Source organism: Sphingobacterium olei (assembly GCF_005048855.1).
Taxonomy (GTDB): domain Bacteria; phylum Bacteroidota; class Bacteroidia; order Sphingobacteriales; family Sphingobacteriaceae; genus Sphingobacterium; species Sphingobacterium olei.
Genome location: NZ_SUME01000002.1, coordinates 76,190 through 100,797, shown reverse-complemented (window position 1 = coordinate 100,797; position 24,608 = coordinate 76,190). Strand labels below are relative to the sequence as shown.

19 protein-coding genes are annotated in these 24,608 nt (G+C 41.0%); all 19 read right to left on the bottom strand.

Annotated elements, in window-relative coordinates; translation table 11 throughout:
• Window positions 1-30: 30 nt before the first annotated feature.
• Window positions 31-1,125 carry a fasciclin domain-containing protein gene (locus FAZ15_RS04750; RefSeq protein WP_136900186.1) on the bottom strand — a complete coding sequence of 365 codons (1,095 nt, stop codon included), beginning with the start codon at window positions 1,123-1,125 and terminating at the stop codon, window positions 31-33.
• A gap of 23 nt (window positions 1,126-1,148) precedes the next feature.
• The gene (locus FAZ15_RS04745; RefSeq protein ID WP_238387156.1) at window positions 1,149-2,654 is read right to left on the bottom strand and encodes a RagB/SusD family nutrient uptake outer membrane protein; all 1,506 of its coding nucleotides are present in this window, start codon (window positions 2,652-2,654) and stop codon (window positions 1,149-1,151) included.
• 9 nt (window positions 2,655-2,663) lie between these two features.
• Complete coding sequence (locus tag FAZ15_RS04740) at window positions 2,664-5,657, bottom strand: SusC/RagA family TonB-linked outer membrane protein (protein ID WP_136900185.1); 2,994 nt, start codon at window positions 5,655-5,657, stop codon at window positions 2,664-2,666.
• Between the two features lie 708 nt (window positions 5,658-6,365).
• On the bottom strand, window positions 6,366-6,884 hold the full coding sequence (locus tag FAZ15_RS04735) for a DUF2911 domain-containing protein (RefSeq protein ID WP_136900184.1): 519 nt from the start codon (window positions 6,882-6,884) through the stop codon (window positions 6,366-6,368).
• 153 nt (window positions 6,885-7,037) lie between these two features.
• Window positions 7,038-8,300, bottom strand: coding sequence for a threonine ammonia-lyase IlvA (gene ilvA, locus FAZ15_RS04730; protein ID WP_262709283.1), 1,263 nt, complete (start codon window positions 8,298-8,300; stop codon window positions 7,038-7,040).
• 12 nt (window positions 8,301-8,312) lie between these two features.
• Window positions 8,313-9,467, bottom strand: a complete 1,155-nt coding sequence (locus tag FAZ15_RS04725) for a 2-isopropylmalate synthase (protein WP_136900183.1) — start codon at window positions 9,465-9,467, stop codon at window positions 8,313-8,315.
• A 171-nt stretch (window positions 9,468-9,638) separates the two neighbouring features.
• Window positions 9,639-10,712 (bottom strand): 3-isopropylmalate dehydrogenase, encoded by a 1,074-nt coding sequence (leuB, locus tag FAZ15_RS04720; protein WP_136900182.1) that lies wholly within the window; start codon window positions 10,710-10,712, stop codon window positions 9,639-9,641.
• Window positions 10,713-10,719: 7 nt separating this feature from the next.
• Window positions 10,720-12,183 carry an ATP-binding cassette domain-containing protein gene (locus FAZ15_RS04715; protein ID WP_202912319.1) on the bottom strand — a complete coding sequence of 488 codons (1,464 nt, stop codon included), beginning with the start codon at window positions 12,181-12,183 and terminating at the stop codon, window positions 10,720-10,722.
• Window positions 12,183-12,767, bottom strand: coding sequence for a 3-isopropylmalate dehydratase small subunit (leuD, locus tag FAZ15_RS04710; RefSeq protein ID WP_136900180.1), 585 nt, complete (start codon window positions 12,765-12,767; stop codon window positions 12,183-12,185). Before leuD ends, FAZ15_RS04715 begins: the two co-directional genes overlap by 1 nt.
• 98 nt (window positions 12,768-12,865) lie before the next feature.
• Window positions 12,866-14,263 (bottom strand): 3-isopropylmalate dehydratase large subunit, encoded by a 1,398-nt coding sequence (gene leuC, locus FAZ15_RS04705; protein ID WP_136900179.1) that lies wholly within the window; start codon window positions 14,261-14,263, stop codon window positions 12,866-12,868.
• A gap of 95 nt (window positions 14,264-14,358) precedes the next feature.
• A complete protein-coding gene (gene ilvC / locus FAZ15_RS04700; protein ID WP_136900178.1) occupies window positions 14,359-15,840 on the bottom strand; it encodes a ketol-acid reductoisomerase in 1,482 nt (493 codons plus the stop codon).
• Window positions 15,841-15,968: 128 nt separating this feature from the next.
• Entirely contained in the window at window positions 15,969-16,436 is a 468-nt protein-coding gene (locus tag FAZ15_RS04695) for a DinB family protein (protein WP_136900177.1), read from the bottom strand.
• Between the two features lie 90 nt (window positions 16,437-16,526).
• Window positions 16,527-17,117: an acetolactate synthase small subunit gene (gene ilvN, locus FAZ15_RS04690; protein ID WP_136900176.1), complete on the bottom strand. Its 591-nt coding sequence runs from the start codon at window positions 17,115-17,117 to the stop codon at window positions 16,527-16,529.
• A gap of 2 nt (window positions 17,118-17,119) precedes the next feature.
• On the bottom strand, window positions 17,120-18,859 hold the full coding sequence (gene ilvB / locus FAZ15_RS04685) for a biosynthetic-type acetolactate synthase large subunit (protein WP_136900175.1): 1,740 nt from the start codon (window positions 18,857-18,859) through the stop codon (window positions 17,120-17,122).
• Between the two features lie 156 nt (window positions 18,860-19,015).
• Entirely contained in the window at window positions 19,016-20,716 is a 1,701-nt protein-coding gene (ilvD, locus tag FAZ15_RS04680) for a dihydroxy-acid dehydratase (protein WP_136900174.1), read from the bottom strand.
• Entirely contained in the window at window positions 20,700-21,590 is an 891-nt protein-coding gene (locus FAZ15_RS04675) for a branched-chain amino acid transaminase (RefSeq protein ID WP_136900173.1), read from the bottom strand. The genes ilvD and FAZ15_RS04675 overlap by 17 nt, the downstream gene beginning before the upstream one ends.
• A gap of 365 nt (window positions 21,591-21,955) precedes the next feature.
• Window positions 21,956-22,204 carry an ATP synthase F1 subunit epsilon gene (atpC, locus tag FAZ15_RS04670; protein WP_136900172.1) on the bottom strand — a complete coding sequence of 83 codons (249 nt, stop codon included), beginning with the start codon at window positions 22,202-22,204 and terminating at the stop codon, window positions 21,956-21,958.
• 106 nt (window positions 22,205-22,310) lie between these two features.
• Window positions 22,311-23,813, bottom strand: a complete 1,503-nt coding sequence (atpD, locus tag FAZ15_RS04665; protein ID WP_136900171.1) for a F0F1 ATP synthase subunit beta — start codon at window positions 23,811-23,813, stop codon at window positions 22,311-22,313.
• A 198-nt stretch (window positions 23,814-24,011) separates the two neighbouring features.
• Window positions 24,012-24,605 (bottom strand): hypothetical protein, encoded by a 594-nt coding sequence (locus tag FAZ15_RS04660; protein ID WP_136900170.1) that lies wholly within the window; start codon window positions 24,603-24,605, stop codon window positions 24,012-24,014.
• Window positions 24,606-24,608 lie beyond the last annotated feature (3 nt).

The window sequence follows — 24,608 nt, the reverse complement described above, 5'->3', positions numbered from 1 at the left end:
CTTATTAGGTTATCGTTAAGTTCATCTGTTTTATAGTAGCTCTTCGTAATTTACGGACCAGTCTGCCAATTGGAAGGTTGAACCTGCACGTATTCGCGTAACGGTCAGACGATAATAGGTATACGCTACCGTGTTTCTGATTCTAAACACGCGTTGCATAAACCGATTTACAAATTCTTCCGAGGATCTCGAATCCAACTGCACCCAAGTCGAACCGTCATGAGAACCCTCCAGCCGCCAATCAATCGGATCTCTATCTTGCACATCGTTAGCGGAGGTCAAGGTGTAGGCGTTGGCCACGGAAGGTTCATTTAATTGTGCTTGCATCCAAATGGAATTACTAAAGCTCACTAAGAATTTGGTTTGTGCATTCCCGTCGAAAACGTACTTTGATGCTTCCTGTGCATTGGGGCCTCCACTATGTTCCGTTGATGCGCTAAACGTGCCACCTACGGTGACAAATAAATTCGGTGGAGGTGGTTCATAAGTCAATCTCTTCACGAAATCGGCGAAACCAAACACATGATCGGGTGACAACACGTGCACGACGCCATTCGTAGTTTCAATATTAATCGATGCGGTACTGGTCGTTACCCAATCGCGTATAAAGGAGCTGTTTTTAGTATCGCTAAATTCGATAACCGAGGGGCCTCCATGGATGTAACCAGAGGAGTATGATTCCTTCAATTTTCCGTGCATAGGATACCCATAACGGAAATCGCTTAACGACTTGCCGTCCTTGGATGCCAGCGAATCGCCGTTAAGCTTACCGCGTACAATATACTGTGACATCATCGTGTCTAGATGTGCCAAGTCTACATCTAGTAGGTATTCTCTAGACTGGTCCGCCCGTCGGCGAACGATATTTAGGTTTTCTATTGCCAGCCTAAAGCTTTCATTGGTCGGCGCAAATAAAGTTACCCTATCGTTGGTCAACACTTGGTCGAGTCCAACTCGGTCGACAACTTTTATGATTGAATCGTACACACCTGGCTTACTTTTAAGATATGCATAGATGTTTCCGTTAAATTGTTCTTTTTTTAACTCATGTTTATAGAAACCGTCGTCCTTGGCGCAGGAAAGTGCTAAGAGACAACATAAAGCGTATAATATTCGGAGTGTCATGATAGTTCTTTTTTTATTGAAGATTATTGCCAGTAGTTGTTTTGTTCCAAAAGAACATTCTGCCGGAGCAAGGATTCGGCAATAGGCCAATAAATGCCGCCTTCTCTAATCAACTGTACAAAGTCTGGATCGTTGTTTTTAATTTTATGGTATCGTACAAGGTCATACCAGCGATGTCCTTCAGCCATTAATTCCCGACGCCTTTCCTTGAAAATAGCATCTACTAAATCGCCGTTGTTGGCCTCTGAATATAATGCTAAGCCTCTATTTTCACGGATTCGATCCAGCATTTCCACTGCTCCATTCCGATCACCCAGCACAGCTAGTGCTTCGGCGCGCAGCAGAACCATATCTTCTAGCCTCGAAAAAACGAGCGCACTTGAAAAGATACGAAAGGAAGGGTCGGTATTTCCGCCCTGAATACATTTTATCTTACTGAGAATAGGGTAGCGGCCATTGAAATTTCTAAAATAATTTTCAGTAACCGGATTTCCTAACGTATCTATGCTAAAGCGTTCATCTTTTGGTTCATTAAAAACAGAAGAGATAGTCTCCTTTGTATAGTACATATCCGGGATACTTTTATTCACAACGGGAGCGGCCAGAGTAAGCTCCTCTACTTGACCTGTGAAATTAGCTTCCACATGACCCCAAATAGAGGGGAAGGCAAACATCTGGCTACTGTGTTTATCAAAAAAGAACCCACTTGGGGAGACCAAACTTGACGTGGCTACATAGTTGATATTGGCCCTCGTATAATTGTCCATAACATAAGCCGTATAGGATGCCACATCGGGATAATTTTCTTGCCAGGCTGCCAAGTGCGCCATGATGGCGTAGGCTGCTATTTTGGTAGCCAATGTGCCATCCCAGCGAGATGTCGCTTCGTTGTAATAGTTGCCCAGTTGCTCCGGCTCGTTTACGCTATATCGCACAGGGAGATGGTCGGCGGCCTGTTGAAGTTCCAGTTCAATCCATGCCATTAATTTTTCCTTTTCTTCCCGTTTTTTAGAAGTAAAACTGCCTTCCGAAGAGCTTGTAATCAGCGGCACATCGCCCCATATTCGGGTCATGTTAAAGTACGCGAAGGCACGCAAAAATCGGGCTTGCGCCATGTCCACATTTAAATTGTTTTGTGTATAACGTTCGTCTTTTTCGAGCACCTCGTGTGCACGCTCCAAAAAGATGTTGGCCTCGTTGATTACGGCATACCATCGACGCCAGTTGCGCAATGCTTCTAATGTTGGATCGTTAGCGTTTAGTTCGTTTGCCGATATGGACCGTAAGTCCATTCGTGAAGGTATCGCATACTCGCCACTCCGTACTTCCCCGTATAGCCAAAAGGCATTCCGATCTACTAGGGCGGATTTAGTCATGGCGTACACGCCCATCAATTTTGCTCGGGTATCTTCTATTTTCTCCCACATGTTTTCTTCCGAAACCACCCGTGTTGAATCAATGTCAAGCATATTGTTGCAGCTTGTACATAGTAGGATCAAGAACATCAAATAATAAAGTATCTTTTTCATGAGGCTATGTTAAAAATTCAATTTAAAACCCATTAAAAACGTCCTTGGAATAGTCATATTGTATCCCTCGTCGTACCCCAGATAATTCGCGATTTCTGGGTCGCGTCCTGAATAGTTTGAAATCGTAAAGAGATTGTTTGCTGCAATATAAGCGTATAATTTGCCTCCGCCCAGCTGTGATCCCAAGAGGTCGGAGAAATTGTAACCCAGCGAGACCTGTCTTAGTTTCATGAAAGCGCCATTCTCGAGGAATAAATCCTGCGAAGATTGGTAGGCATTCACGGTGCTCCATGGATTGTATAATGGATATTTGCTGTAGTCGCCACGCTTTTCCCAATACGTGATTTCTTTAATGGAATTGACATTCTTTGCGTTTTCATTATTGATAAAATCAAAACGGTTTGCCATTTCCTGATTGAGAATCTGTCGTCCCAGATTAAAATACAAATTAACCTTTAGGTCGAAATTTTTGTAATAAAAATCATTCTGCCATGAACCCGTTACTTTGGGAATATGATTACCACGCATCACCCGATCTTCGGAAGAAATGCGGTTGTCACCATTTTGATCTGTCCACGCGGGATCGCCAGCTTTAAAGGTTATTCCATTATAGTTTTTCTTTACACCGTTTATTTCCGGCACTTCGGAATCCGTTCGATAAATTCCTTCGTTTTCCAGCACCCAGAAAGCATCGATCCGTTCGCCAACTTTAAGTTTACGGTTCTGAATGACCACCTCGTCCAGCCCGCCAGGCAATCCGGTTAATTTGTTGTTATTGGCGCCCACGTTGATCCCGGAGTGCCACCGGAAGTTCCGCTCCAGACCAGTAATAATATCTCCGCCAAAAGCTAATTCGATCCCGGTGTTACGTACGTCCATCCCTGCCTCTAAACTGTATTCATATCCATATTCTGCGTAGGCAGGAAGAGTTAATACTTGATTTTTATTATCCCGGATATAAGCATCCAAGGTAATATACGCGTTTCGTTTGGACAGTTGGATGTCAATTCCCACATTCGCTTGATCGGTATAGGCCCAGGGCATATTATATCCAACCCATCCATCTTCATACGGCCGTACTAGGGCTGCGATCCCGTTATATGCCGGTACGATAACATTTCCGGTGTAACCAATCTGTGCCGTATAATTCGGCCCTTGCGAGATATTATCGTACATATTTAAGATGCCTAGTCTTCCGGCACTGGCCCTAAGTTTGAAACCTTGGATTGCATTATCATCTTCTAAGAACTCTTTTTTAATGTCCCATCCCAACGCGAGAGACGGTGTAAACAGCCAGCGACTAGTTGGCTGGGCATTGGAAGACCCGTCGTAACGGAGTAATAAACTGGCGGAGTATTTGTCCATTAAGTTATAGGTTCCACGACCGAAGAACGATACGAGGTTGTGGCGTGTACGGTCTAAGAACTTATAAGTAAGCTGTCTTGGAAAAGCTGTTGGGTTTAAGAAATCTGGATTGTTACGACCATTGATCTGCGGTCGAGAATCCAAAAGGTTTATCTTAATATTATTATTAATCCCTTTGTAAGCATAGGCGTAATTGTACTTATGCAGGTCCCATTGTAAGACATTTCCGGCTTCCAAGAAAAGGCTGCTGTTGTCCATTTCCCAATCATAAGAAGCTACATTATCATACATCAACCGCTGGCTATAGCCGTAATAGTTTGAAGCAAAGCTGTTGCCCTCCATCAGGTCGCTATGGTGAAAAAGATCACGAAATCCTTCATTATAATCAACCGACATGCTTGATTTAAGTTTGAAGGATCCAAACTGTACATTGAGTGCCATATTGCCTTCTAAGATATTCGAAAAGTTATCGTCAAAACCTTTGTCATGTATCAACCGATAACTATCATAAGCTTCTTTGTTGGGAGCCAATGGCGCGCTTAAATCGGGTAGATACGAAAGCATGGCATAGCGATTTCGGAGGTTTTTGTTTCTGTTCCTGTCAAGACGTGCTGCGTTGATGGTGGTGTGGAAAAATAACCATTTGAGTGGTTGCAGATCCAGTTGAAACCGAGCATTGTACTTCTTGAAATTGGTATCTTCGGCGATCCCTGAATTTTGTAACGTGCCCAGCGAGAACTGGAAATTAGACCGTTTTCCACCACCTGATAAACGCGCATTTATGCCATAGTTTAGCCCGTTATTATAGTAGCTATCGCTCCAATTTGAAGGCCCGTAATAACGGTTATTCAAAGAGTCGCTCAAATATACAGGATAGGTATCATCGGCATTGTAACGTCCGTTGGAGGTATATAGGTCGTAAAACTGCTGTCTAAATCGATTTTCATAGTCACCGTTAATGGTGGTCACATGCGGTCTGCTGGCCATTCCGACAAAGCTGTTGACACTGATTCTTCTTCGATTGTCGCTGGCACTTTTCTTAGAGGTGATTTTAATAACACCATTGGCAGCTATAGGGCCGTAAATCGCTATACTCGCCATATCCTTCAACACCTCGATGGAGGCAATGTTATCCACGTCTATATTACTCAACAAGTTGTTTTCCGGTCCAATCCGATCAATGTCATAGGCCTGAATCATGTAAGAAAAGGGATGGGGGCCGATCATCGGTATACCATCTAAAACCACGAGTGGTTGATTCTGATATACATCTTTATTACCGAATATCGGCGATGAAATCCCCCGGATAAACATGTAATTGGGTGTGCCCGGTTCACCTGTTGGCTCACTAACATACAGACCCGCTGCCTCTCCCTTCAACAGTTGGGGGATCGTAGCGTTACCATACAGCGCAATGTCTTCAATAGGCTTATGTACAGACTTTGCTTTGATATTCTTAAAGTTCAGATCAAAGACCGAGTCTAAAAGCTGGGGGACAGTATCCTGCACTATATTCAGCGAGTTCGTTGCTTTAGCAACACCTTCTTTATATTCAGCAAATAGCTGAACATGAAGTAATAGCATAAAAAACACAGCAGGAATACCGACATTATATGTACTTGGAAATTTCTCCTTCATATAAATTTAGGTTTTTAGTTTTATTATAATTGACGATTATACTCTATAAATTTATTTAGATCGCGGTATGACTAGACCTTCGTTGAAGGATCCTGACATTGATTTTTTAAATGTGCGAGATGGACATGCATTGACGAAATCATATTTTAATTTTCAATTGGTTATTAGTTTTTAGTTTAGAATTGTTAATACGATTTAGCAAATTTGTACTAACAATATGTTGCTATAGTCTATCTGTTGCATCGGTTCATAAGTATAAAATAATTTTTGTGCTTGGTTTTTTAATCATAATTCAGACAGGTTAAAATCCAAATGTTATCTATTCTCTAGTTTAAGAGGCTAAAAATAAATCGATTTAGCTTCGTTATCAAAAATAAATTAAAATCATAATTTATTCGATAATTCAAATGTATACATAAAAAAGTTACAATCAAAAAAAAAATAATATTTTTTGATTAATATCCTCCTATGGCTTTCTGAAGCATATTTTTGGTTTTGTTACAGTCAGTGTCCCTAATAAAAAAAATGAAGCTGTCTAAAAAACTCTTATAAAGCGTGTAATCGTCATTTCGACCAAAGGGAGAACCGAGCTTGCGAGCTCGGTTTTAAATTTATCTTCGATGAGCGCTTCTGGGGTTCTCCTTGTTCCTCGTCGAAATGACGACGTAATTTACTTTTTAGACACCTTCATTAAAAATTTACCCTTTATTATTGAGCCGCTTTAACCTGGAACGGTAATAAGTAATTGCCCCATGCCAATGTGACCTTACCCGTTTTATCTGCATTGATCTTAAACCGCTCCTGCGCGGTGGCTCCACTACTGTTAATTACAGCAACACGCAGGACATCTTGCTTTTCATCGTATTTGCCTGCACCCCACTGATCCCACGTTTTATTAAATATGAGTATTGTTTGCATCTCACCAGGGAGAGTGTATAAACTATATTTACCTTTGGCGAGCTTTTCGTTATTAATCAGTACATCCTTGTCAAACTCAATAGTAGTCGCTTCGTTAGCCCCCGTGCGCCATACTTGCCCCAATGGCACAATATCTACTCCTATTTCTCTCCCTTTTAGTGAAGGACTGCTGTAATGTATCTCCATTGTAAGACCATCATCTGTTGTCACTATTACGCTGTCTGGCGGGCTAGGTCTTTTACTTTTGTCAGTCTGTCCAAATACAATGGTGCACACCATCGTCATCATAATTAAAAGTGTTGTTTTCATTTTTTTATTCGATTTAGTCTATATAGTGAAACAATAAAAGTGATTGAATGTTTGCGAAAAATTGTCCGTATAAACAAAAAGAAGGTGTCCCAAAAAGGGAACCTTCTTATCTTTTTTTAAAAGACCTTTTTAGAGAGCCTCTTTTTGTAATAGTTATACCAAATACTCAAACAAGGTCTGGTCTTTATTGACTTCGATGAAATCGAATTTATACATTTTCATGCGTTCGATAAAGCTGATATAATCCTTAGGATCATTGAGTTCAATACCAATTAATGCGGGACCGCGTTCACGTTCGGTCTTTTTGATGTATTCAAAACGGGTGATATCGTCCTTAGGGCCAAGTACTTCGGTGACTAAAAGACGTAGTGCACCGGGGCGTTGTGGAAATCGTACAATAAAATAATGTTTGAATCCTTCATAGAGCAAAGACATCTCCTTGATCTCGCTCATCCGATCGATATCGTTGTTGCCACCAGAAACAATGCAGACCACCTTTTTGCCTTTGATTTCTTCCTGATGGAACTCCAATGCGGCAATAGACAGTGCGCCGGCCGGTTCAGCTACAATGGCATCCTTGTTATAAAGTTCTAAAATCGAGGTACAGATTTTGCCTTCTGGAACAGACTTTACAGAATCCAATAGTTGACTGCTGATGGTATAGGTTAATGCACCGATCTTTTTGACGGCTGCTCCATCTACGAACTTGTTGATGTGTTCTAACTCGATGGGACCTCCATGTGCAATGGCTGCTTGCATGGACGGAGCTCCTTCGGGTTCTATACCATACAGTTTTACCTGCGGAGCAACTTTCTTCATATGATAGCCTACTCCCGAGGATAGCCCACCACCTCCTATGGGGAGAAAGACTGCATCTAGATCAGGAAGATCTTCTAATATTTCAACAGCTACGGTCCCTTGCCCTTCAATGATTTTAATGTCGTCAAATGGTGGTATAAAATTCAGACCCTGTTCGGTAGCATATTCTGTCGCTGCTTTCTGGCAATCGTCAAAGGTATCGCCTGTCAGTACAATTTCGATGTGCCCATTTCCCCACATTTCGGTTTGAGTGATTTTTTGACGGGGTGTAGGTCCGGGCATAAAAATAACACCCTTGATGCCTAACTTTTTGCATGACAAGGCCACCCCTTGTGCATGATTACCTGCACTGGCACATACCACGCCACGTGATCTCTCTTCTTCCGATAGACTCACGATTTTATTGTAGGCACCACGTAATTTATACGAACGCACGACCTGAAGATCTTCTCTTTTTAAGTATACGTCTGCACCATACTTTTCAGAAAGGTGCAGGTTGTATTGTAGCGGTGTGCGCGTTACAACGTCTTTTATACGTTCTTTGGCTTGTAGCGAATCTATTTCTAATGTTGATAAGTCCATTTTATACTCCTTCATCCTTGTTCTATATTATTTAACTAAGGAAAGCAGATCTTCATCGTTAATGTCTTTTTTTGCATCTGCGATAATCAAGAAACGCTCGTACGTATTGGCCAAGGTTTCTTTGTCCAAGTGATAGCCTAAACGTTCTAAGTGATGTTTTAACGCATGGCGACCTGATCGTGCAGTCAAGATAATATCAGCTTCTTCTAAACCAACATCTTCCGGACGGATGATCTCGTAATTTTCACGATGTTTCAAGAAGCCATCTTGATGGATCCCCGAACTGTGGGCAAAAGCATTTCGACCCACAATAGCTTTATTGGGTTGTACAGGCATGTTCATCATGTCGCTCACTTTTCGTGAAATATAGGTAAACATGGTACTGTCAATATTGGAGCTCAGATTTCCAAAAGATTGATTATGTACTTTTAAGATCATCGCTACCTCCTCTAATGATGTATTGCCCGCACGCTCTCCGATACCATTGATTGTACATTCTACCTGCCGAGCCCCATTCTGCACTGCAGCAATAGAATTGGCCGTAGCTAACCCAAGGTCATTATGGCAATGTGCCGAGATGATAGCCTGGTCAATGTTTTTCACATGCTCTGTAAGATATTTTATCTTAGCACCATATTGATCGGGTAGGCAATAGCCATTTGTGTCGGGAATATTCACTACTGTGGCACCGGCAGCAATGACAGCTTCGATCATTTGAGCAAGATAGGCCAGGTCAGCACGGCCGGCGTCTTCGGCATAGAATTCGACATCTTCGACATATGATTTCGCATGTTTCACAGCCGCTACAGCTCTTTCCAAAATCTCTTCCCGGGTACTGTTAAATTTGTATTGGATATGCATATCCGACGAGCCAATTCCGGTGTGTATACGTGGACGGTTGGCATATTTTAGCGCATCAGCAGCTACATCGATATCGTTCTTATTGGCCCTGGTTAAGGCGCAAATAATCACATCGTCTACGGCTTTGGATAATTCGACTACCGATTGGAAATCGCCGGGACTTGATACCGGAAATCCAGCTTCAATAATATCAACGCCCAACCGTTCTAGATCTTTAGCGATTTCGATTTTCTCTATCGTCGTTAATTGGCATCCAGGAACTTGCTCACCGTCGCGAAGCGTCGTGTCGAAGATGTATAAGTGATTCGGATCGTGTAACATAATTTTAAATTAAAAAATTAATAAAGTATACATTAAGATGTCATCGAGTTATAAAGTGATGCAGGTTATGACGATTACCTTTTATCCATCATTTGGATAGGAGAAAACTGTTTACAGTAAGCCATAATTAGCATAGCCAAAATCTTAATACTCAATACTCATATCTTAATACTATTTAATAAACTCCAAAACTTTAGCACCCATTTCGTTTGTGCCTAAAAGGTTATTGGATGCAGTCTCCGCATTTGCGATATCACCTGTTCTCCAACCCGCTTTTAATGTATCCGCTACGGCTGTAGTCACCAACTTCGCCTCTTCCTGTAAACCAAAAGCAATATCGAGCATCAAAGCTGCAGATAGGATAGAAGCTAATGGGTTTGCTTTGTTTTGACCTGCTATATCGTGTGCTGAACCGTGGATGGGTTCGAAAAAGCCTGTCCCGTCACCAATAGAGGCTGAAGCTAACATACCCATAGATCCCGCAATCTGTGAAGCCTCGTCTGTCAATATATCGCCAAATAAGTTCGCCGTCAATACGACATCAAATTTTTTCGGATTCTTTACCAACTGCATTGCCGCATTATCAATAAACATGTGTTCAGTTTCTACATCAGGATACTCCTGTGCGATCTCCTGTACGACTTCGCGCCATAGGCGAGAGGTCTCCAGTACATTCGCTTTATCGACGGAGCATAATTTTTTATTACGTGTACGTGCCGCATCATATGCTTTACGTGCGATGCGTTCTACTTCGTAACGGTGATAGTTCATCAGGTCAGAAGCGAATGTATTATCTTCATTGCGTCTTTTTTCGCCGAAATATACATCACCCGTCAACTCACGGAAGAATAAGATGTCTGTTCCACGTAACACCTCCGGTTTCAAACTGGAAGCGTCTAATAGTTCATCAAATAATAAGATTGGGCGCAGGTTGGCATAGAGTCCCAACTCTTTGCGTATTTTCAAAAGACCCTGTTCTGGGCGTACTTTTGCTGAAGGATCATTGTCATACTTCGCATGACCAATAGCACCAAATAAAATAGCATCTGAAGCTTTTGCTTTTTCCAGGGTTTCGTCGGGAAGTGGATTACCAGTCGCTTCAATAGCCGTGTGACCCATGATAGCTTCGTCAAAAACAAATTCATGGTTATATTTTTGGGCTACAGCTTCCAATACTTGCTTTCCCCAAGTAGTTACTTCTTGTCCAATTCCATCGCCTGGAATAATAAGAATATTTTTCTTCATTATAGTGTTAAACGTTTTCTAATATATTTTCTACGGCTATGACTTCGCCTTGTTCTAATACAATTCGCTGCTCGATACATTTCGGTAGTTGACTCTCGTAATGACCCACATAAATTAATGTTTTACCATGCTGCGCCAATTCATCTACTACATCGTTAAAATATTGGGTTTGATCACTATCCAAACCCTGACAAGGTTCATCCAGTACCAATAAAGGTGGATTTTTGATAATTGTCCTTGCAAGTAATGCTAAGCGTTGCTTGCCCAGCGGTAAGGTATGAAGCAATTGATTTTTGTATTCCGTTAAATCGAAAAAATCCATCAATTCTTCAATCTGTTTTTGCTCCTGAAATTTAACATCGATAAACCAACCGATGCTATCGTAAAAGCCAGAAGCAATGGTATTCCACACCGTCGCATTTTGGTCAAAATACCAATGCATTTCCGGAGAGATAATTCCAATTTTATGTTTAATGTCCCAAATACTCTCCCCTGAGCCTCTCTTATTACCAAACAGATGAATATCCATTCCGTAAGATTGCGGATGATCACCGTTGATCAGACTCAACAAGGTAGATTTACCAGACCCATTAGGGCCCTGTAAAACCCACTTTTCGCCGATCTTCACTTCCCATGAAACATTTTTCAATACGTTTTTCTCACCATAATGAATATGCACGTTATTCAATCGTACGATAGTATCATGTGGTGTATGTGGGACTTCTTTTAAGAAAGTCGGCAGAGTTCTAAGTTGACGTATGCTTTCTTTTGCAAACGCAAGAGGACTGGCCAACTCATCGATTTTACCATCCCGGAGTTGCGCGAAACGATTAATGGCGTTCGGAAGGCGGGTGTCATTACTGATAATAACTAAATGTACACCCTCCTCGGCTAGCTCATCAAGCCATCGGTTTAATATAATTCGTGAATTTTTATCCAAGCCGGTATAAGGCTCGTCAACAATTAAAAGCTGCGGTTTAAGCCATAGACCTTTCACTAACTGAAGCTTTTTGTGTTCACCACTCGAAAGTTCGATCAATTGTGACTGCTGCACATCGGCAAAGCCAAATTCGATCAATCTGTTTTCTATCTCCGAAAAATCTAAATTCTCCTGCTGCGCGAAATGTTCCAACTCAGCCTTTACAGTTAAAGTATCTTGCCCTTGGTGTTTATTGAAGCGCTGCTGATAATAGAAATTCCGGTCTCCTTCCAGATTGGTGAATTGAAACCAATTGGAAATATAGTATGCTTTTGCAGGTAAATGACTTGTCGTATCGAAATGAATTCGTGTATTTCCACTTGCCCTTGTCAGACCTGCAAGAGCCTTACCTAAGGTTGTTTTGCCTGTTCCACTTTTGCCACCTATAAGCCATTGTTGTCCCCTCTGGATCGTCCACGAAAGATCATTCAATACGATTTGTGTGGCGTATTGAACCGTGAGGTGCTGTATCTGGACAAAAGGTATTGGCATTATCTGTTTTGTTCGAATTCTTCGATTAAATCTTTTTGACTTAGGATGTAGTCGATATCATCATATCCATTAATCAAACACGATTTTTTGTAAGGATTGATTTCAAAAATATATTGATCTCCTGTGGCAGGGAGTGTTATGCTCTGAGCTTCCAGATCAACGACTACTTCGGCTGCAGGATTGGTAAATACCACATCGAAAATCTTTTTCAAAAAATCATCTGGAACTTGAATCGGCAACACCCCGTTGTTCAAGGCATTACCTTTAAATATATCCGCAAAAAATGAGCTGACGACAACGTCAAAACCATAATCCTGAATCGCCCAGGCGGCGTGTTCTCTTGAAGATCCGCAACCAAAGTTTTTACCAGCGACTAATATTTTTCCGTAATAAGTCGGATTATTCAATACAAAATCCGCCTTTGGTAGATTATCTGCTTCATATCGCCAATCACGAAACAGGTTGTCTCCAAATCCGTCACGGGTCGTTGCTTTTAAGAAACGAGCCGGAATAATCTGATCCGTATCTATATTTTCAATCGGTAGGGGCACTACCCTTGAGCTTAATGTTTCAAATTTTTTCATTTTTTTTTAAGTAAAAAGTCAAATGGCAAAGAGAGACCGCAGGTATGGCTTAAGCTTTTACCATCAAAATCTCAATACTCAATACTAATATCTCAATACTAAATTAATTCCCTAACATCGACAATTTTGCCTGTGACAGCAGCAGCAGCAGCGGTAAGTGGGCTCACCAGCAGAGTGCGTGCATTTGGGCCTTGACGACCTTCAAAGTTTCTATTCGAAGTTGAAACACAATATTTACCCGCTGGAATTTTATCTTCGTTCATCCCTAAACAGGCTGAACAACCGGGTTCGCGTAATTGGAAACCAGCTGATTCGAATACCTTGTCGATACCCTCCAATTTTGCTTGCGCTTCTACCTGTTTAGAACCCGGTACAATCCAGACTTCTACATTAGAAGCTTTTTGTTTTCCCTGTACAAAGGCAGCTACCTCACGTAAATCTTCAATGCGAGAGTTCGTGCAACTTCCTATGAAGACATAGTCAATAGGTTTTCCGATGACTTCTTCACCATCCTGAAATCCCATATAATCCAATGCCTTTTGGTAAGATGGGCGCTCGGATTCGGGTTGAGTAACGGTTGTAGGAATTTGTTCTGTAATACCCATGCCCATACCCGGATTTGTACCGTAGGTAATCATCGGTTGGATATTTGCTGCATCAAATGTCAACACGGAATCAAATTCTGCGTCATCATCCGAATATAATGTTTTCCAATAAGCGAGGGATCTTTCCCATTCCTCTCCTTTGGGAGCGAATTCGCGACCATTTACATAGTCAAATGTAATTTGATCTGGAGCAATCAGTCCGCCGCGTGCACCCATTTCGATACTCATGTTACAGATAGTCATTCGAGCTTCCATACTCAAGGACCGAATAGCCGATCCAGCATACTCGATGAAGTATCCAGTACCCCCAGCAGCGGAAATTTTAGCAATAATGTATAAGATAATATCTTTTGCACCTACGCCTTTCTCCAATTCACCATTAACTTCGATTTTCATCGTTTTTGGTTTTTGTTGCAACAGGCATTGCGTGGCAAAAACTTGTTCTACTTGGGAAGTCCCGATACCAAAAGCAATCGCACCAAATGCACCGTGGGTAGAGGTGTGGCTATCGCCGCATACCATGGTTTTTCCAGGTAGGGTTACACCTAATTCAGGCCCTATAACATGAACGATACCTTGATAAGGATGGCCCAGACCATATAACTCGATGCCGAATTCAGCACAGTTTTTAGTGAGCATATCCACTTGATAACGGGATAGTTCTTCTTTGATAGGAAGGTGTTGATTTAAAGTAGGGACATTATGGTCGGCTGTTGCTACAGTTTGTTGTGGACGTAACACCGGAAGACCTCTCTTGCGCAATCCATCAAACGCCTGAGGAGACGTTACTTCATGGATCAAGTGGGTGTCGATATATAAAATATCTGGAAACCCTTCTTGACGTTTGACGACATGTGCATCCCAAATTTTTTCGACTAATGTTTTTCCCATGTTTTTCTCTTTCTCTATGTTGTTGTAAATTTTATAAGGGGTAAAATGAAAAAATGCAATTTTACCCCTTATTTTACCATCTAAATTACGGAAATTTAGACAGTTTTTATTGTTTTCATTGCCGTCATCGCTTTACGTAGTTTTCTACCCACGATTTCGACGGGATGGTCACGTAAAAGTTCATTCACCTGAACTAGTTTCACATTATCTACGGAACCGTCTTTCCCATCGTTAAAGTTTTTACCAACCAGATCCGTGTCTACTTTTTTCATGAAGTCCTTCAATAACGGTTTACAAGCTTGGTCAAATAAATAACATCCGTATTCGGCAGTATCCGAAATAACACGGTTCATTTCAAATAATTTTTTACGTGCAATTGTATTTGCGATCAATGGAGTTTCATGTAGCGACTCGTAGTAAGCAGATTCAGCTTTAATACCCGCCTCAACCATCGTCTCGAAAGCCAATTCAACACCTGCTCTTACGAAAGCAACCATTAGCGTGTAGTTATCGAAATATTCTTGTTCAGCAATCTTTACATCACCTGCCGGCGTTTTTTCAAAAGCTGTCTCACCTGTTTCTGCTCTCCACTTCAATAAGTTTGCATCACCATTTGCCCAGTCTTCCATCATTGTTTTTGAGAATTCACCTGAGATGATATCATCTTGGTGTTTTTGAAACAACGGACGCATAATATCTTTTAATTCTTCCGAAATTTCGAAAGCTTTCAATTTTGCTGGGTTGCTCAAGCGGTCCAACATACCGCTTACACCACCGTGCTTTAATGCTTCAGTGATTACTTCAACGCCATACTGTACTAATTTTGAAGCGTATCCTGCGTCGATTCCCTTTTCGACCATTTTATCGAAAGAAAGAATAGAACCAGTTTGTAACAAACCACAAAGGATAGTTTGTTCACCCATTAAGTCAGATTTTACTTCAGCTACGAAAGAGGATTTCAACACACCTGCACGGTCGCCACCTGTACCCACACAGTATGCTTTAGCTTCAGCCCAACCTTTACCCTGAGGGTCATTTTCGGGGTGAACGGCGATCAAAGTAGGCACACCAAAGCCTCTTAGATATTCTGCACGTACCTCAGATCCAGGGCATTTAGGAGCCACCATGATTACAGTTAAATCATTACGGATTTGCATACCCTCTTCCACGATGTTAAAACCATGTGAATACGATAAGGTTGCACCTTGTTTCATCAACGGCATTACGGCATTGACGACGGATGTATGTTGTTTATCTGGAGTTAAATTGATCACAAGATCCGCTGTAGGAATTAATTCTTCGTATGTTCCTACGTTGAAGTTGTTGTCCGTTGCATTTTTCCAAGAATCTCTTTTTTGTTCAATAGCTTCTTTACGTAACGTGTAAGACACATCTAATCCGCTATCCCTTAAGTTCAAACCTTGGTTTAGACCTTGAGCGCCACATCCTACGATTACAATCTTTTTACCTTTTAAAGCCTGTACACCATCTGCGAATGCTGATGAATCCATAAATTCTGCTTGTCCTAATTGTCTTAGTTGTTCTCTAAGCGGTAACGTGTTGAAATAATTTGCCATTTTCTTTTATCAGTATTTAGTATTTAGTACAAAGTATCGAGATTCCTATAGAGTTTACTAATGACCTCTATTTTCTATTGTAATCTCTTGTTTTTTAATTTTTATCCTTGTTCTTTATTCCTTGTTCCTTAATCCTTTTTGATTATTCTTCTTTGTGCGAGAGCATAACCAAAATGAAGATTGTCATGACCTACCGTAGTCGTGATGACATCCTCAATAGTTGGCATGACCTCTTTATACGTATCTGTTGCAAAGGGGGTGATGTCCGTAAAAATACCTGCATTATAGTCTTTCTCAATCTGTTCAACGGTTTGGATCGCCAGTATTTTTAAGTCATCGACTTCTTCTTGTGAGACATTATATGTTGGTTTCGTTCCTTTAGTATAAGCCGCGCCATACTTAACGATATAGTCAGACTGTACTCCTGTACGAAGATAACACAGCCCTTGGGTTGCCACGACAATGTGTCCAAAATTCCAGATGATATTATTGTTAAAACCCGCAGGAATATGGTTCAATTGTTCAACAGTTAGACTATCGACCAATCGGATAAAGGCTTTGCGCGCTTGTATAATGTATTTGAATGTTTTTTCCATTTCTTTAGTATTGAGTATTTAGTACAACGTATTGAGTAACGAGATTTTTCTTAGATCGTTATTCCATCAATCCTTGTTCTTTAACCCTTTTTACATTGTAAAAACATTGTCTTGTTGATCAAGGAATTCGTTTTCTACAATTTCCTGCGATGGCTCTGTTTTCTCAAATTGAATCAATTTGGAGTGGAAACCAGCGCTTTCTTTAATAATCGCTATACGTGCACCTCGTACAAATTCGATGAGATTATATTTTCCTAGTTCCTCTGTCAATCTATCGATCTCTTCACGGTGACCTGCTGTTTCAAAAACGATATAGTCATTACGGATTACGACTACGTTCGCACCGTATTGGCGCAATAGCCGCTCGACATAGGCCTTCTCCGCAATCACATGTGCCGGTACCTTGTATAAGGCTTGTTCTTGCCAGATCAGTTCGTCATTTGTATTGAAATAGGCTTTTAATACTTCCACCTGTTTTTCAATCTGACGACATAGCTTACGCACGACCTCTTCGGATTCTGTAATTAAAATCGTAAAGCGGTGGATACCCTCCACCTCAGAAGGGGAGGTGTTTAAACTCTCGATGTTGATTTTACGTCTAGAAAAAATCCCAGAGATACGTCCTATCATACCAATAGAGTTCTCTGTATATAAAGTGATGGTATATTCTTGTTTTTCCATTTTTACTTCAATCTAATTTCCGATACGGACGTGCCTTGTGCCACCATAGGGAATACGTTGTTTTCCTTACCTACCATTACCTCCAGCAGGTACGAGCCATCGTGATCTAACATCGTTTTTAGCGCATCACGTAGATCTTTTCGTTCCGAAATTTTATTTCCGTCAATGTAATACCCTTTTGCCACTGCGACAAAGTCTGGGCTCGTAATATTTACAAAAGAGTAACGCTTGTCGTGGAAGAGCTGTTGCCATTGACGCACCATACCTAAGAACTCATTGTTTAGAATTAGGATTTTGACCTTAGCGCCAAATTGCATAATTGTTCCTAATTCCTGAATGGTCATTTGTATACCACCATCTCCGATGATGGCAACTACGTCGCGCTTCGGAGCACCATACCAAGCGCCAATAGCTGCAGGTAAGCCGAATCCCATTGTTCCTAATCCTCCTGAAGTAACATTGGAGTTGGACGAATTGAATTTAGCATAGCGACAGGTCACCATTTGATGCTGACCGACATCGGTAACGATTACTGCATTACCTCCGGTTAGCTCGTTCAATACGTTAATAACCTCACCCATGGTAAGCACCTCACTCGTTGGGTTAAGTTCATCGTAGATCACCTCTTTAATTTCCTCTTTTTCGAGTTCGCGGAATTGTTGCAACCATTTGCTGTGATCCACTCTTTTTATTAAGTCTGTCAAAAGCGGTAAGGTTTCCTTGCAATCTCCCCAAACCGGTACTGTGGCTTTTACATTTTTATCGATCTCAGCAGGGTCTATATCCAAATGAACCACTTTAGCTTGTTTCGCATATTTGTCGAGACGTCCAGTAACCCGATCGTCGAATCGCATACCGATGGCAATTAGCACATCGCACTCATTGGTCATGACATTAGGTGCATAGTTTCCATGCATACCCAGCATGCCCACATGTTGCGGGTGATCTGTCTCTAGTGCACTCAGTCCCATTACGGTTGTGGCAGCAGGGAATCCCCCTTTTTCGATGAAGGTTTTAAATTCCTGCTCTGCCTTCCCTAAGATAATCCCTTGGCCGAAAATCACAAATGGCTTTTTCGCCTCATTGATCAATTGGGCTGCTTGTTCAACATATTCGTTACGGACAATAGGTTTAGGCCTATAGCTACGGATATGATTACAGAATTCGTATCCATGATAATCGAATAGTTGTAATTGTGCATTTTTAGTAATATCGATTAATACGGGACCTGGTCGCCCTGTACTCGCGATATAGAAGGCCTTTGCCAATACACTGGGAATTTCGGTGGCATCCGTCACCTGGTAGTTCCATTTTGTAACAGGTGTCGTAATATTAATAACATCCGTCTCTTGGAAAGCATCGGTTCCGAGTAGGGAAGCGAAGACCTGACCGGTAATGCAGACGATAGGGTTGCTATCAATCATAGCATCAGCTAGGCCGGTTACTAAGTTGGTAGCACCGGGACCGCTTGTTGCAAAAGCGACACCCACACGGCCTGATGTTCGTGCATAGCCCTGTGCCGCATGGATTCCTCCCTGTTCGTGGCGCACGAGAATATGGGTTAACTTATCATTGTAATCATACAATGCATCATAGATTGGCATAATAGCGCCACCCGGATATCCAAAAATGGTATCTACCCCCTCGTGGATCAAGGCCTCTAAAACCGCTTGCGAACCGCTCAATTGTTGTATTGTAGCGGGAGCAGCTTGTTCCTTTTCCGTTTTTTCCAGTGTACTCATTTTCTTAGTATTTAGATATTAGATTTGAGAAGTTAGATTTGAGATATGTCTAACCTCTCTATTTTCTATTTAATAGTACATAAATTGATAATCTTACCGTTTTGATAGGCGTTATAAAATTGTCTAACATCTCACGTCTACCTATCTCATGTCTGATTACAAATCCGTCACACACCCCTGTGCCGCATCTGCGACAGTTTTTGCGTATTTATACAATACACCCTTTGTTACTTTTAACGCAGGTTGTGTCCATGTAGCGCGACGGTTAGCAATCTCTTCGTCCGACACTTTTAGGTTCAGTGTATTATTTACAGCATCGATTTCGATAATATCGTCATCCTTTACCAACCCGATCAGCCCGCCTTCATAAGCTTCCGGAGTGATGTGTCCTACTACGAAACCGTGGGTACCACCCGAGAAACGACCGTCGGTAATTAAGGCAATAGACTTGCCTAGCCCCGCACCGATAATTAAAGCTGTAGGTTTCAACATTTCAGGCATTCCGGGAGCTCCTTTAGGGCCTTCATTCTTGATTACGACAACATCGCCCGGTTTAATTCTGCCTGATGAAACACCTGCTACTAAATCATGTTCGCCATCAAATACACGAGCAGGACCGCTGAATTTCTCCCCTTCTTTACCTGATATTTTCGCAACAGAACCTTTTTCTGCTAGATTACCGTATAGAATCTGCAAATGCCCCGTAGCCTTAATCGGGTTGTCCAATTTTTGAATAATAGGTTGGTTATAGTCAATCACCGATTTTACATTTTCTAAATTTTCAGCAAGTGTTTTGCCCGTTACCGTTAAGCAATCCCCGTGTAACAAACCCTCGTCTAGTAGATAACGCAATACAGCAGGTACACCACCATATTGATGTAAATCCTGCATTAAATATTTACCGGATGGCTTGAAATCCGCTAATACTGGAGTTTCATCCGACATCCGTTGGAAATCATCCTGTGTAATGTCCACACCCACGGACTTGCCGATAGCAATAAAATGTAACACAGCATTTGTGGAACCTCCTAATATGACGATAGTACGAATCGCATTTTCAAAAGCTTTCCGTGTCATGATATCAGACGGTTTGATATCTTTTTCTAAAAGGATTTTGATGTATTTTCCCGCTTCAAGACATTCGTTCTGTTTTTCTGTAGACACTGCCGGATTGGAAGAGGAGTAAGGTAAGCTCATTCCCAACGCTTCTATAGCGGAAGCCATTGTATTAGCCGTATACATACCTCCACATGCACCTGCCCCGGGGCAGGTATGTCTGATTACACCGTCGTAATCTTCATCCGAAATTGTGCCTGCAATTTTTTTACCCAATGCTTCAAAAGCAGATACAATATTTAATTCCTCTCCTTTATAGTGACCGGGAGCAATCGTGCCGCCATATACCATAATAGCAGGGCGATTCAAACGGCCCATTGCTATAATAGCTCCCGGCATATTTTTATCACAACCCGGAATAGCTATTAAGCCATCATAGTATTGACCACCGCAGATCGTTTCTATACTATCTGCGATTACATCGCGTGATACTAATGAATAGCGCATACCATCTGTACCATTGCTCATCCCATCACTGACACCGATGGTGCCGAAAGTTAAACCCACCAGATCATTCGACCATACACCCTTTTTTACAACCTGTGCCAAATCGTTCAAATGCATGTTGCAGGTGTTTCCATCGTAACCCATACTTGCAATGCCCACTTGCGCTTTTTCCATATCCGCATCGGTCAATCCGATGCCGTACAGCATAGCTTTGGCTGCCGGTTGTGTTTTGTCTTGTGTAAAAATGCGGCTATATTTGTTTAATACGTTTGTACTGTCAGATGATGACTTCATAATTCTCTTGCTCTAATACTAAATTTTTATATTTTCTTTGGATAGATGCTCCTATCGTGTTTTCCCAATGTTCTTTATATATAACATGATCGACTTGTTTTACACCGATGATCTCGGCCGCTGTACCACTTAGAAAAGCACTGTCGGCCTGATAGACATCATCTATCGTTAGTTTTTTCTCGATGATTTCAAAGTTCAGATCTTTACAGATATCAATAACCGTCTGACGGGTAATTCCCGGAAAAATATTTTCCAGGGGGGGGGTATAGATTTTGAAATCCTTTTCTATAAAGATATTCTCACTAGAAGCCTGCGCCACACAACCATCTTGATCTAAGAGTAAAGCTTCATCAAAACCATTATTGATGGCTTCACTGGTAGCCATGATAGAATTAATGTATTGTCCCGATATCTTGGCATCTACGCGAAACGACTTTGGGTTAGGACGCTCGATACTGGAAATGTTTACTTTTAATAAATTCTGACCTAAGTATGGTCCCCATTCCCATGCAGCTATCATTATATTTGCATCGGTGGATGTCATCAAATGCATATTGGAACCGGAAAAAACCAATGGTCTGATGTAAGCGGATCTTAAATTATTCGCCGCCAATAGCTCATATGTTTTTTCGATCAACATCCTATTATTCCAAGAATAGGGAAGATTGATGGCATTACAGGATTTTTCTAAACGCTCAAAATGTTCTTCAGCTTTGAATATCCGTGTGCCATTGTGTGTACTGTATGACCGGAGACCCTCAAATGCTCCGTATCCATAATGAAGTGATTGACCAAATAGATCAACGACAGCACCATGAGCTTTCACAAACTCGCCATTTAAATAAATTAAAGTGTTCTGATTGTAGTACTGCATTTTTTCTGATTTCTATGTGATGAAAAGTTCCTCCCCAAAAACTCTTATGTCAATCAAAATTATAACATTGTTAAGTTAGCTCGAATTAAGATTCTTTACAATAGCTATTCATATTATTTTTAAAAAGTTTTTTATTTTGATTTTATAACTTTTTTGAAATTAAATATTGATTTTATTTAAATATACAAATTTAAATTCGTTTACCTGTAGACTAGAATTAAAATCGGTATATTTTTCGAAGTTGTAAGAAAAGGGACAAAAAGTCAAAATTCTTCTTGAAATTAGTTTTTTATCAAAAAAACTATAAAAAAAACAGCCCTTAAAACTTGAAGTCTTAAGGGCTGTTTATCTCGTGTTATTTTTTATTAGTCTTGCACAATTCCTTCTGCCAAAACGATGATATTGTTGTCCTTTACTTCTACCACGCCACCTTTAATAATGATCACTTGTTCATCATTACCTTTTTTGACAATGACCTTACCGTCGTCTAATGTAGACACAATAGCCGCGTGGTCCTTTAAAATTTGAAAAGACCCTGCAGAACCCGGAACCGTAACCGCAGTTACTTCGCCTTCGTATGCTAATCTGTCTGGAGTAATAATTGTTAATTTCATTTTTTTAGATACAAGATTTGAGATGTGAGATTTGAGAACGCTTAGCTTTCAAAGTAGATATGAGATTCTGCTGTCTATTATCTCCTATCTAATGTCTCCTATCTAATTAAACTGCTTCTGCTAATAATTTTTTACCTTTTTCGATTGCTTCCTCTATATTACCCACCAAGTTGAAAGCTGCTTCAGGGTATTCATCTACCTCTCCGTCGATGATCATGTTGAAACCTTTGATCGTGTCTTTGATATCTACTAATACACCTTTCAAACCTGTAAATTGCTCAGCAACATGGAAAGGTTGAGATAAGAACCGTTGAACACGACGTGCGCGCGATACCGTTAATTTATCTTCTTCGGATAACTCATCCATACCTAATATGGCAATAATATCCTGAAGCTCTTTATAGCGTTGTAAGATTTCTTTTACGCGTTGTGCCGTATTATAATGCTCATGTCCTAAAACTGCTGGCGATAAAATCCGGGAAGTAGAATCCAAAGGGTCTACCGCAGGATAAATACCTAACTCTGCAATCTTACGAGACAATACTGTCGTTGCGTCCAAGTGAGCGAACGTTGTCGCTGGTGCAGGGTCAGTTAAGTCATCGGCAGGCACATATACCGCTTGTACCGAAGTAATAGATCCGTTTTTAGTTGAAGTAATACGCTCCTGCATGAGTCCCATTTCTGTAGCCAATGTTGGTTGGTAACCTACGGCTGAAGGCATACGACCTAAAAGAGCCGACACCTCAGAACCCGCTTGTGTAAAACGGAAGATATTATCGATGAAGAATAATACATCACGACCCTGTCCTTCGCCATCGCCATCACGGAAATATTCCGCAATTGTCAATCCAGATAGAGCAACGCGAGCACGTGCACCTGGAGGCTCATTCATCTGACCAAAGACAAAAGTACATTTAGACTCTTTCAACAATTCCTGATCTACGGTGTCCAAAGGCCATTCGCCCTTTTCCATGCCTTCCATGAAATGCTCACCATATTTAATAATGCCAGATTCCAGCATTTCACGTAATAAGTCATTACCTTCACGTGTACGCTCTCCCACACCTGCAAATACAGAAAGACCACCGTGACCTTTTGCAATATTGTTGATTAACTCTTGGATTAATACCGTTTTACCTACCCCAGCACCACCGAATAAACCGATTTTACCACCTTTAGCGTAAGGTTCTAATAAATCAATAACCTTGATACCTGTAAAAAGAATTTCAGATTCAGTAGAAAGATCTTCAAATCTTGGCGGTACATTGTGAATAGAGCGGCCATTCGTTTTGTCCAATGCACGAATACCATCAATAGGGTCACCAACTACGTTGAATACACGACCTTTGATTTCTTCGCCAATAGGCATTTTAATAGGAGCACCAGTATCTACTACTTTCATTCCACGTACCAAACCTTCGGTTGCGTCCATGGCAATTGTACGAACACGTTCTTCGCCTAAGTGTTGTTGAACTTCTAAAACGACACGTTGTCCATTATCTTTCTCAATGTACAATGCATCATAAATCTTAGGAAGATTTTCATTGTCGGCAAAGTTGACGTCAACCACTGGGCCGATAATCTGTGCTATTTTACCAATATTGGGCATATTATAGGGACTAAAATTTATTAATCTATTTAATTACAGATTATTCGATCTGTATTTTGGAATGCAAAAATAAGTTTTATCATTCTAAAAGCAAAACTTCTTCATTAAATAAATGAATGTTTTTTTTTAAACCGCTTATTTGCTCAATCTCGAGTCTGCGACTTTGCGTATTTAATAATAGAGAAACCCCCGATTAAATTAAGAGTTTCTTTTTAGTTGTTCATCAAGTAGCTGTCTTTTTAACTGCTGTTCTTTTTCCAATGCTTTCTTTTTGTACGCATGCAGTTCCTCTTGAAATTCTTCAGCGTTCCTTTTAGAAGCTACAGTATCTACCTTTGCTGTACGGAAAGCAAAGAGTGTCGCTATTAATGCTACGGCAAGTACGATGATCAAGATCCAAACAAGGGTATGGTATCCGCTTTTTGAGAAGTCGATACCAAAGAAGGATATACTGTCTGTTTTTAATTTTTCGGCATCCAACCGCGTCTGCAGATTTTGCACACTGTCTGTTAGTTGTTGGTTGGCAGATACAGAAGACGAACTCGATTGTTTCAAGTTCTGGATTTCCGTACGTAATGTCTTCAGCGTATCGCGCGTGTTTTGACGTACACGCTCTAAGTTGGTTTTACGTATGATTTTAAAATCCGCATCCTGCGAACGTGAGAGTATATTAAGATAATAGAATTGACTGTCGATGGAGCTTTTTGTCAAGGCCTCTTGAAGATTGATTTTTTGCCCAAAAGCAGATGAAATGAACAAAAGAAACGTGAGTGCATGTATAAATTTTAGCATAGA

Coding starts and splice junctions, on each gene's coding strand:
- FAZ15_RS04750 (WP_136900186.1), bottom strand. CDS start 1,125: ATGACACTCCGAATATTATACGCTTTATGTTGTCTCTTAGCACTTTCC.
- FAZ15_RS04745 (WP_238387156.1), bottom strand. CDS start 2,654: ATGAAAAAGATACTTTATTATTTGATGTTCTTGATCCTACTATGTACA.
- FAZ15_RS04740 (WP_136900185.1), bottom strand. CDS start 5,657: ATGAAGGAGAAATTTCCAAGTACATATAATGTCGGTATTCCTGCTGTG.
- FAZ15_RS04735 (WP_136900184.1), bottom strand. CDS start 6,884: ATGAAAACAACACTTTTAATTATGATGACGATGGTGTGCACCATTGTA.
- ilvA (WP_262709283.1), bottom strand. CDS start 8,300: ATGAAGGAGTATAAAATGGACTTATCAACATTAGAAATAGATTCGCTA.
- FAZ15_RS04725 (WP_136900183.1), bottom strand. CDS start 9,467: ATGTTACACGATCCGAATCACTTATACATCTTCGACACGACGCTTCGC.
- leuB (WP_136900182.1), bottom strand. CDS start 10,712: ATGAAGAAAAATATTCTTATTATTCCAGGCGATGGAATTGGACAAGAA.
- FAZ15_RS04715 (WP_202912319.1), bottom strand. CDS start 12,183: ATGCCAATACCTTTTGTCCAGATACAGCACCTCACGGTTCAATACGCC.
- leuD (WP_136900180.1), bottom strand. CDS start 12,767: ATGAAAAAATTTGAAACATTAAGCTCAAGGGTAGTGCCCCTACCGATT.
- leuC (WP_136900179.1), bottom strand. CDS start 14,263: ATGGGAAAAACATTAGTCGAAAAAATTTGGGATGCACATGTCGTCAAA.
- ilvC (WP_136900178.1), bottom strand. CDS start 15,840: ATGGCAAATTATTTCAACACGTTACCGCTTAGAGAACAACTAAGACAA.
- FAZ15_RS04695 (WP_136900177.1), bottom strand. CDS start 16,436: ATGGAAAAAACATTCAAATACATTATACAAGCGCGCAAAGCCTTTATC.
- ilvN (WP_136900176.1), bottom strand. CDS start 17,117: ATGGAAAAACAAGAATATACCATCACTTTATATACAGAGAACTCTATT.
- ilvB (WP_136900175.1), bottom strand. CDS start 18,859: ATGAGTACACTGGAAAAAACGGAAAAGGAACAAGCTGCTCCCGCTACA.
- ilvD (WP_136900174.1), bottom strand. CDS start 20,716: ATGAAGTCATCATCTGACAGTACAAACGTATTAAACAAATATAGCCGC.
- FAZ15_RS04675 (WP_136900173.1), bottom strand. CDS start 21,590: ATGCAGTACTACAATCAGAACACTTTAATTTATTTAAATGGCGAGTTT.
- atpC (WP_136900172.1), bottom strand. CDS start 22,204: ATGAAATTAACAATTATTACTCCAGACAGATTAGCATACGAAGGCGAA.
- atpD (WP_136900171.1), bottom strand. CDS start 23,813: ATGCCCAATATTGGTAAAATAGCACAGATTATCGGCCCAGTGGTTGAC.
- FAZ15_RS04660 (WP_136900170.1), bottom strand. CDS start 24,605: ATGCTAAAATTTATACATGCACTCACGTTTCTTTTGTTCATTTCATCT.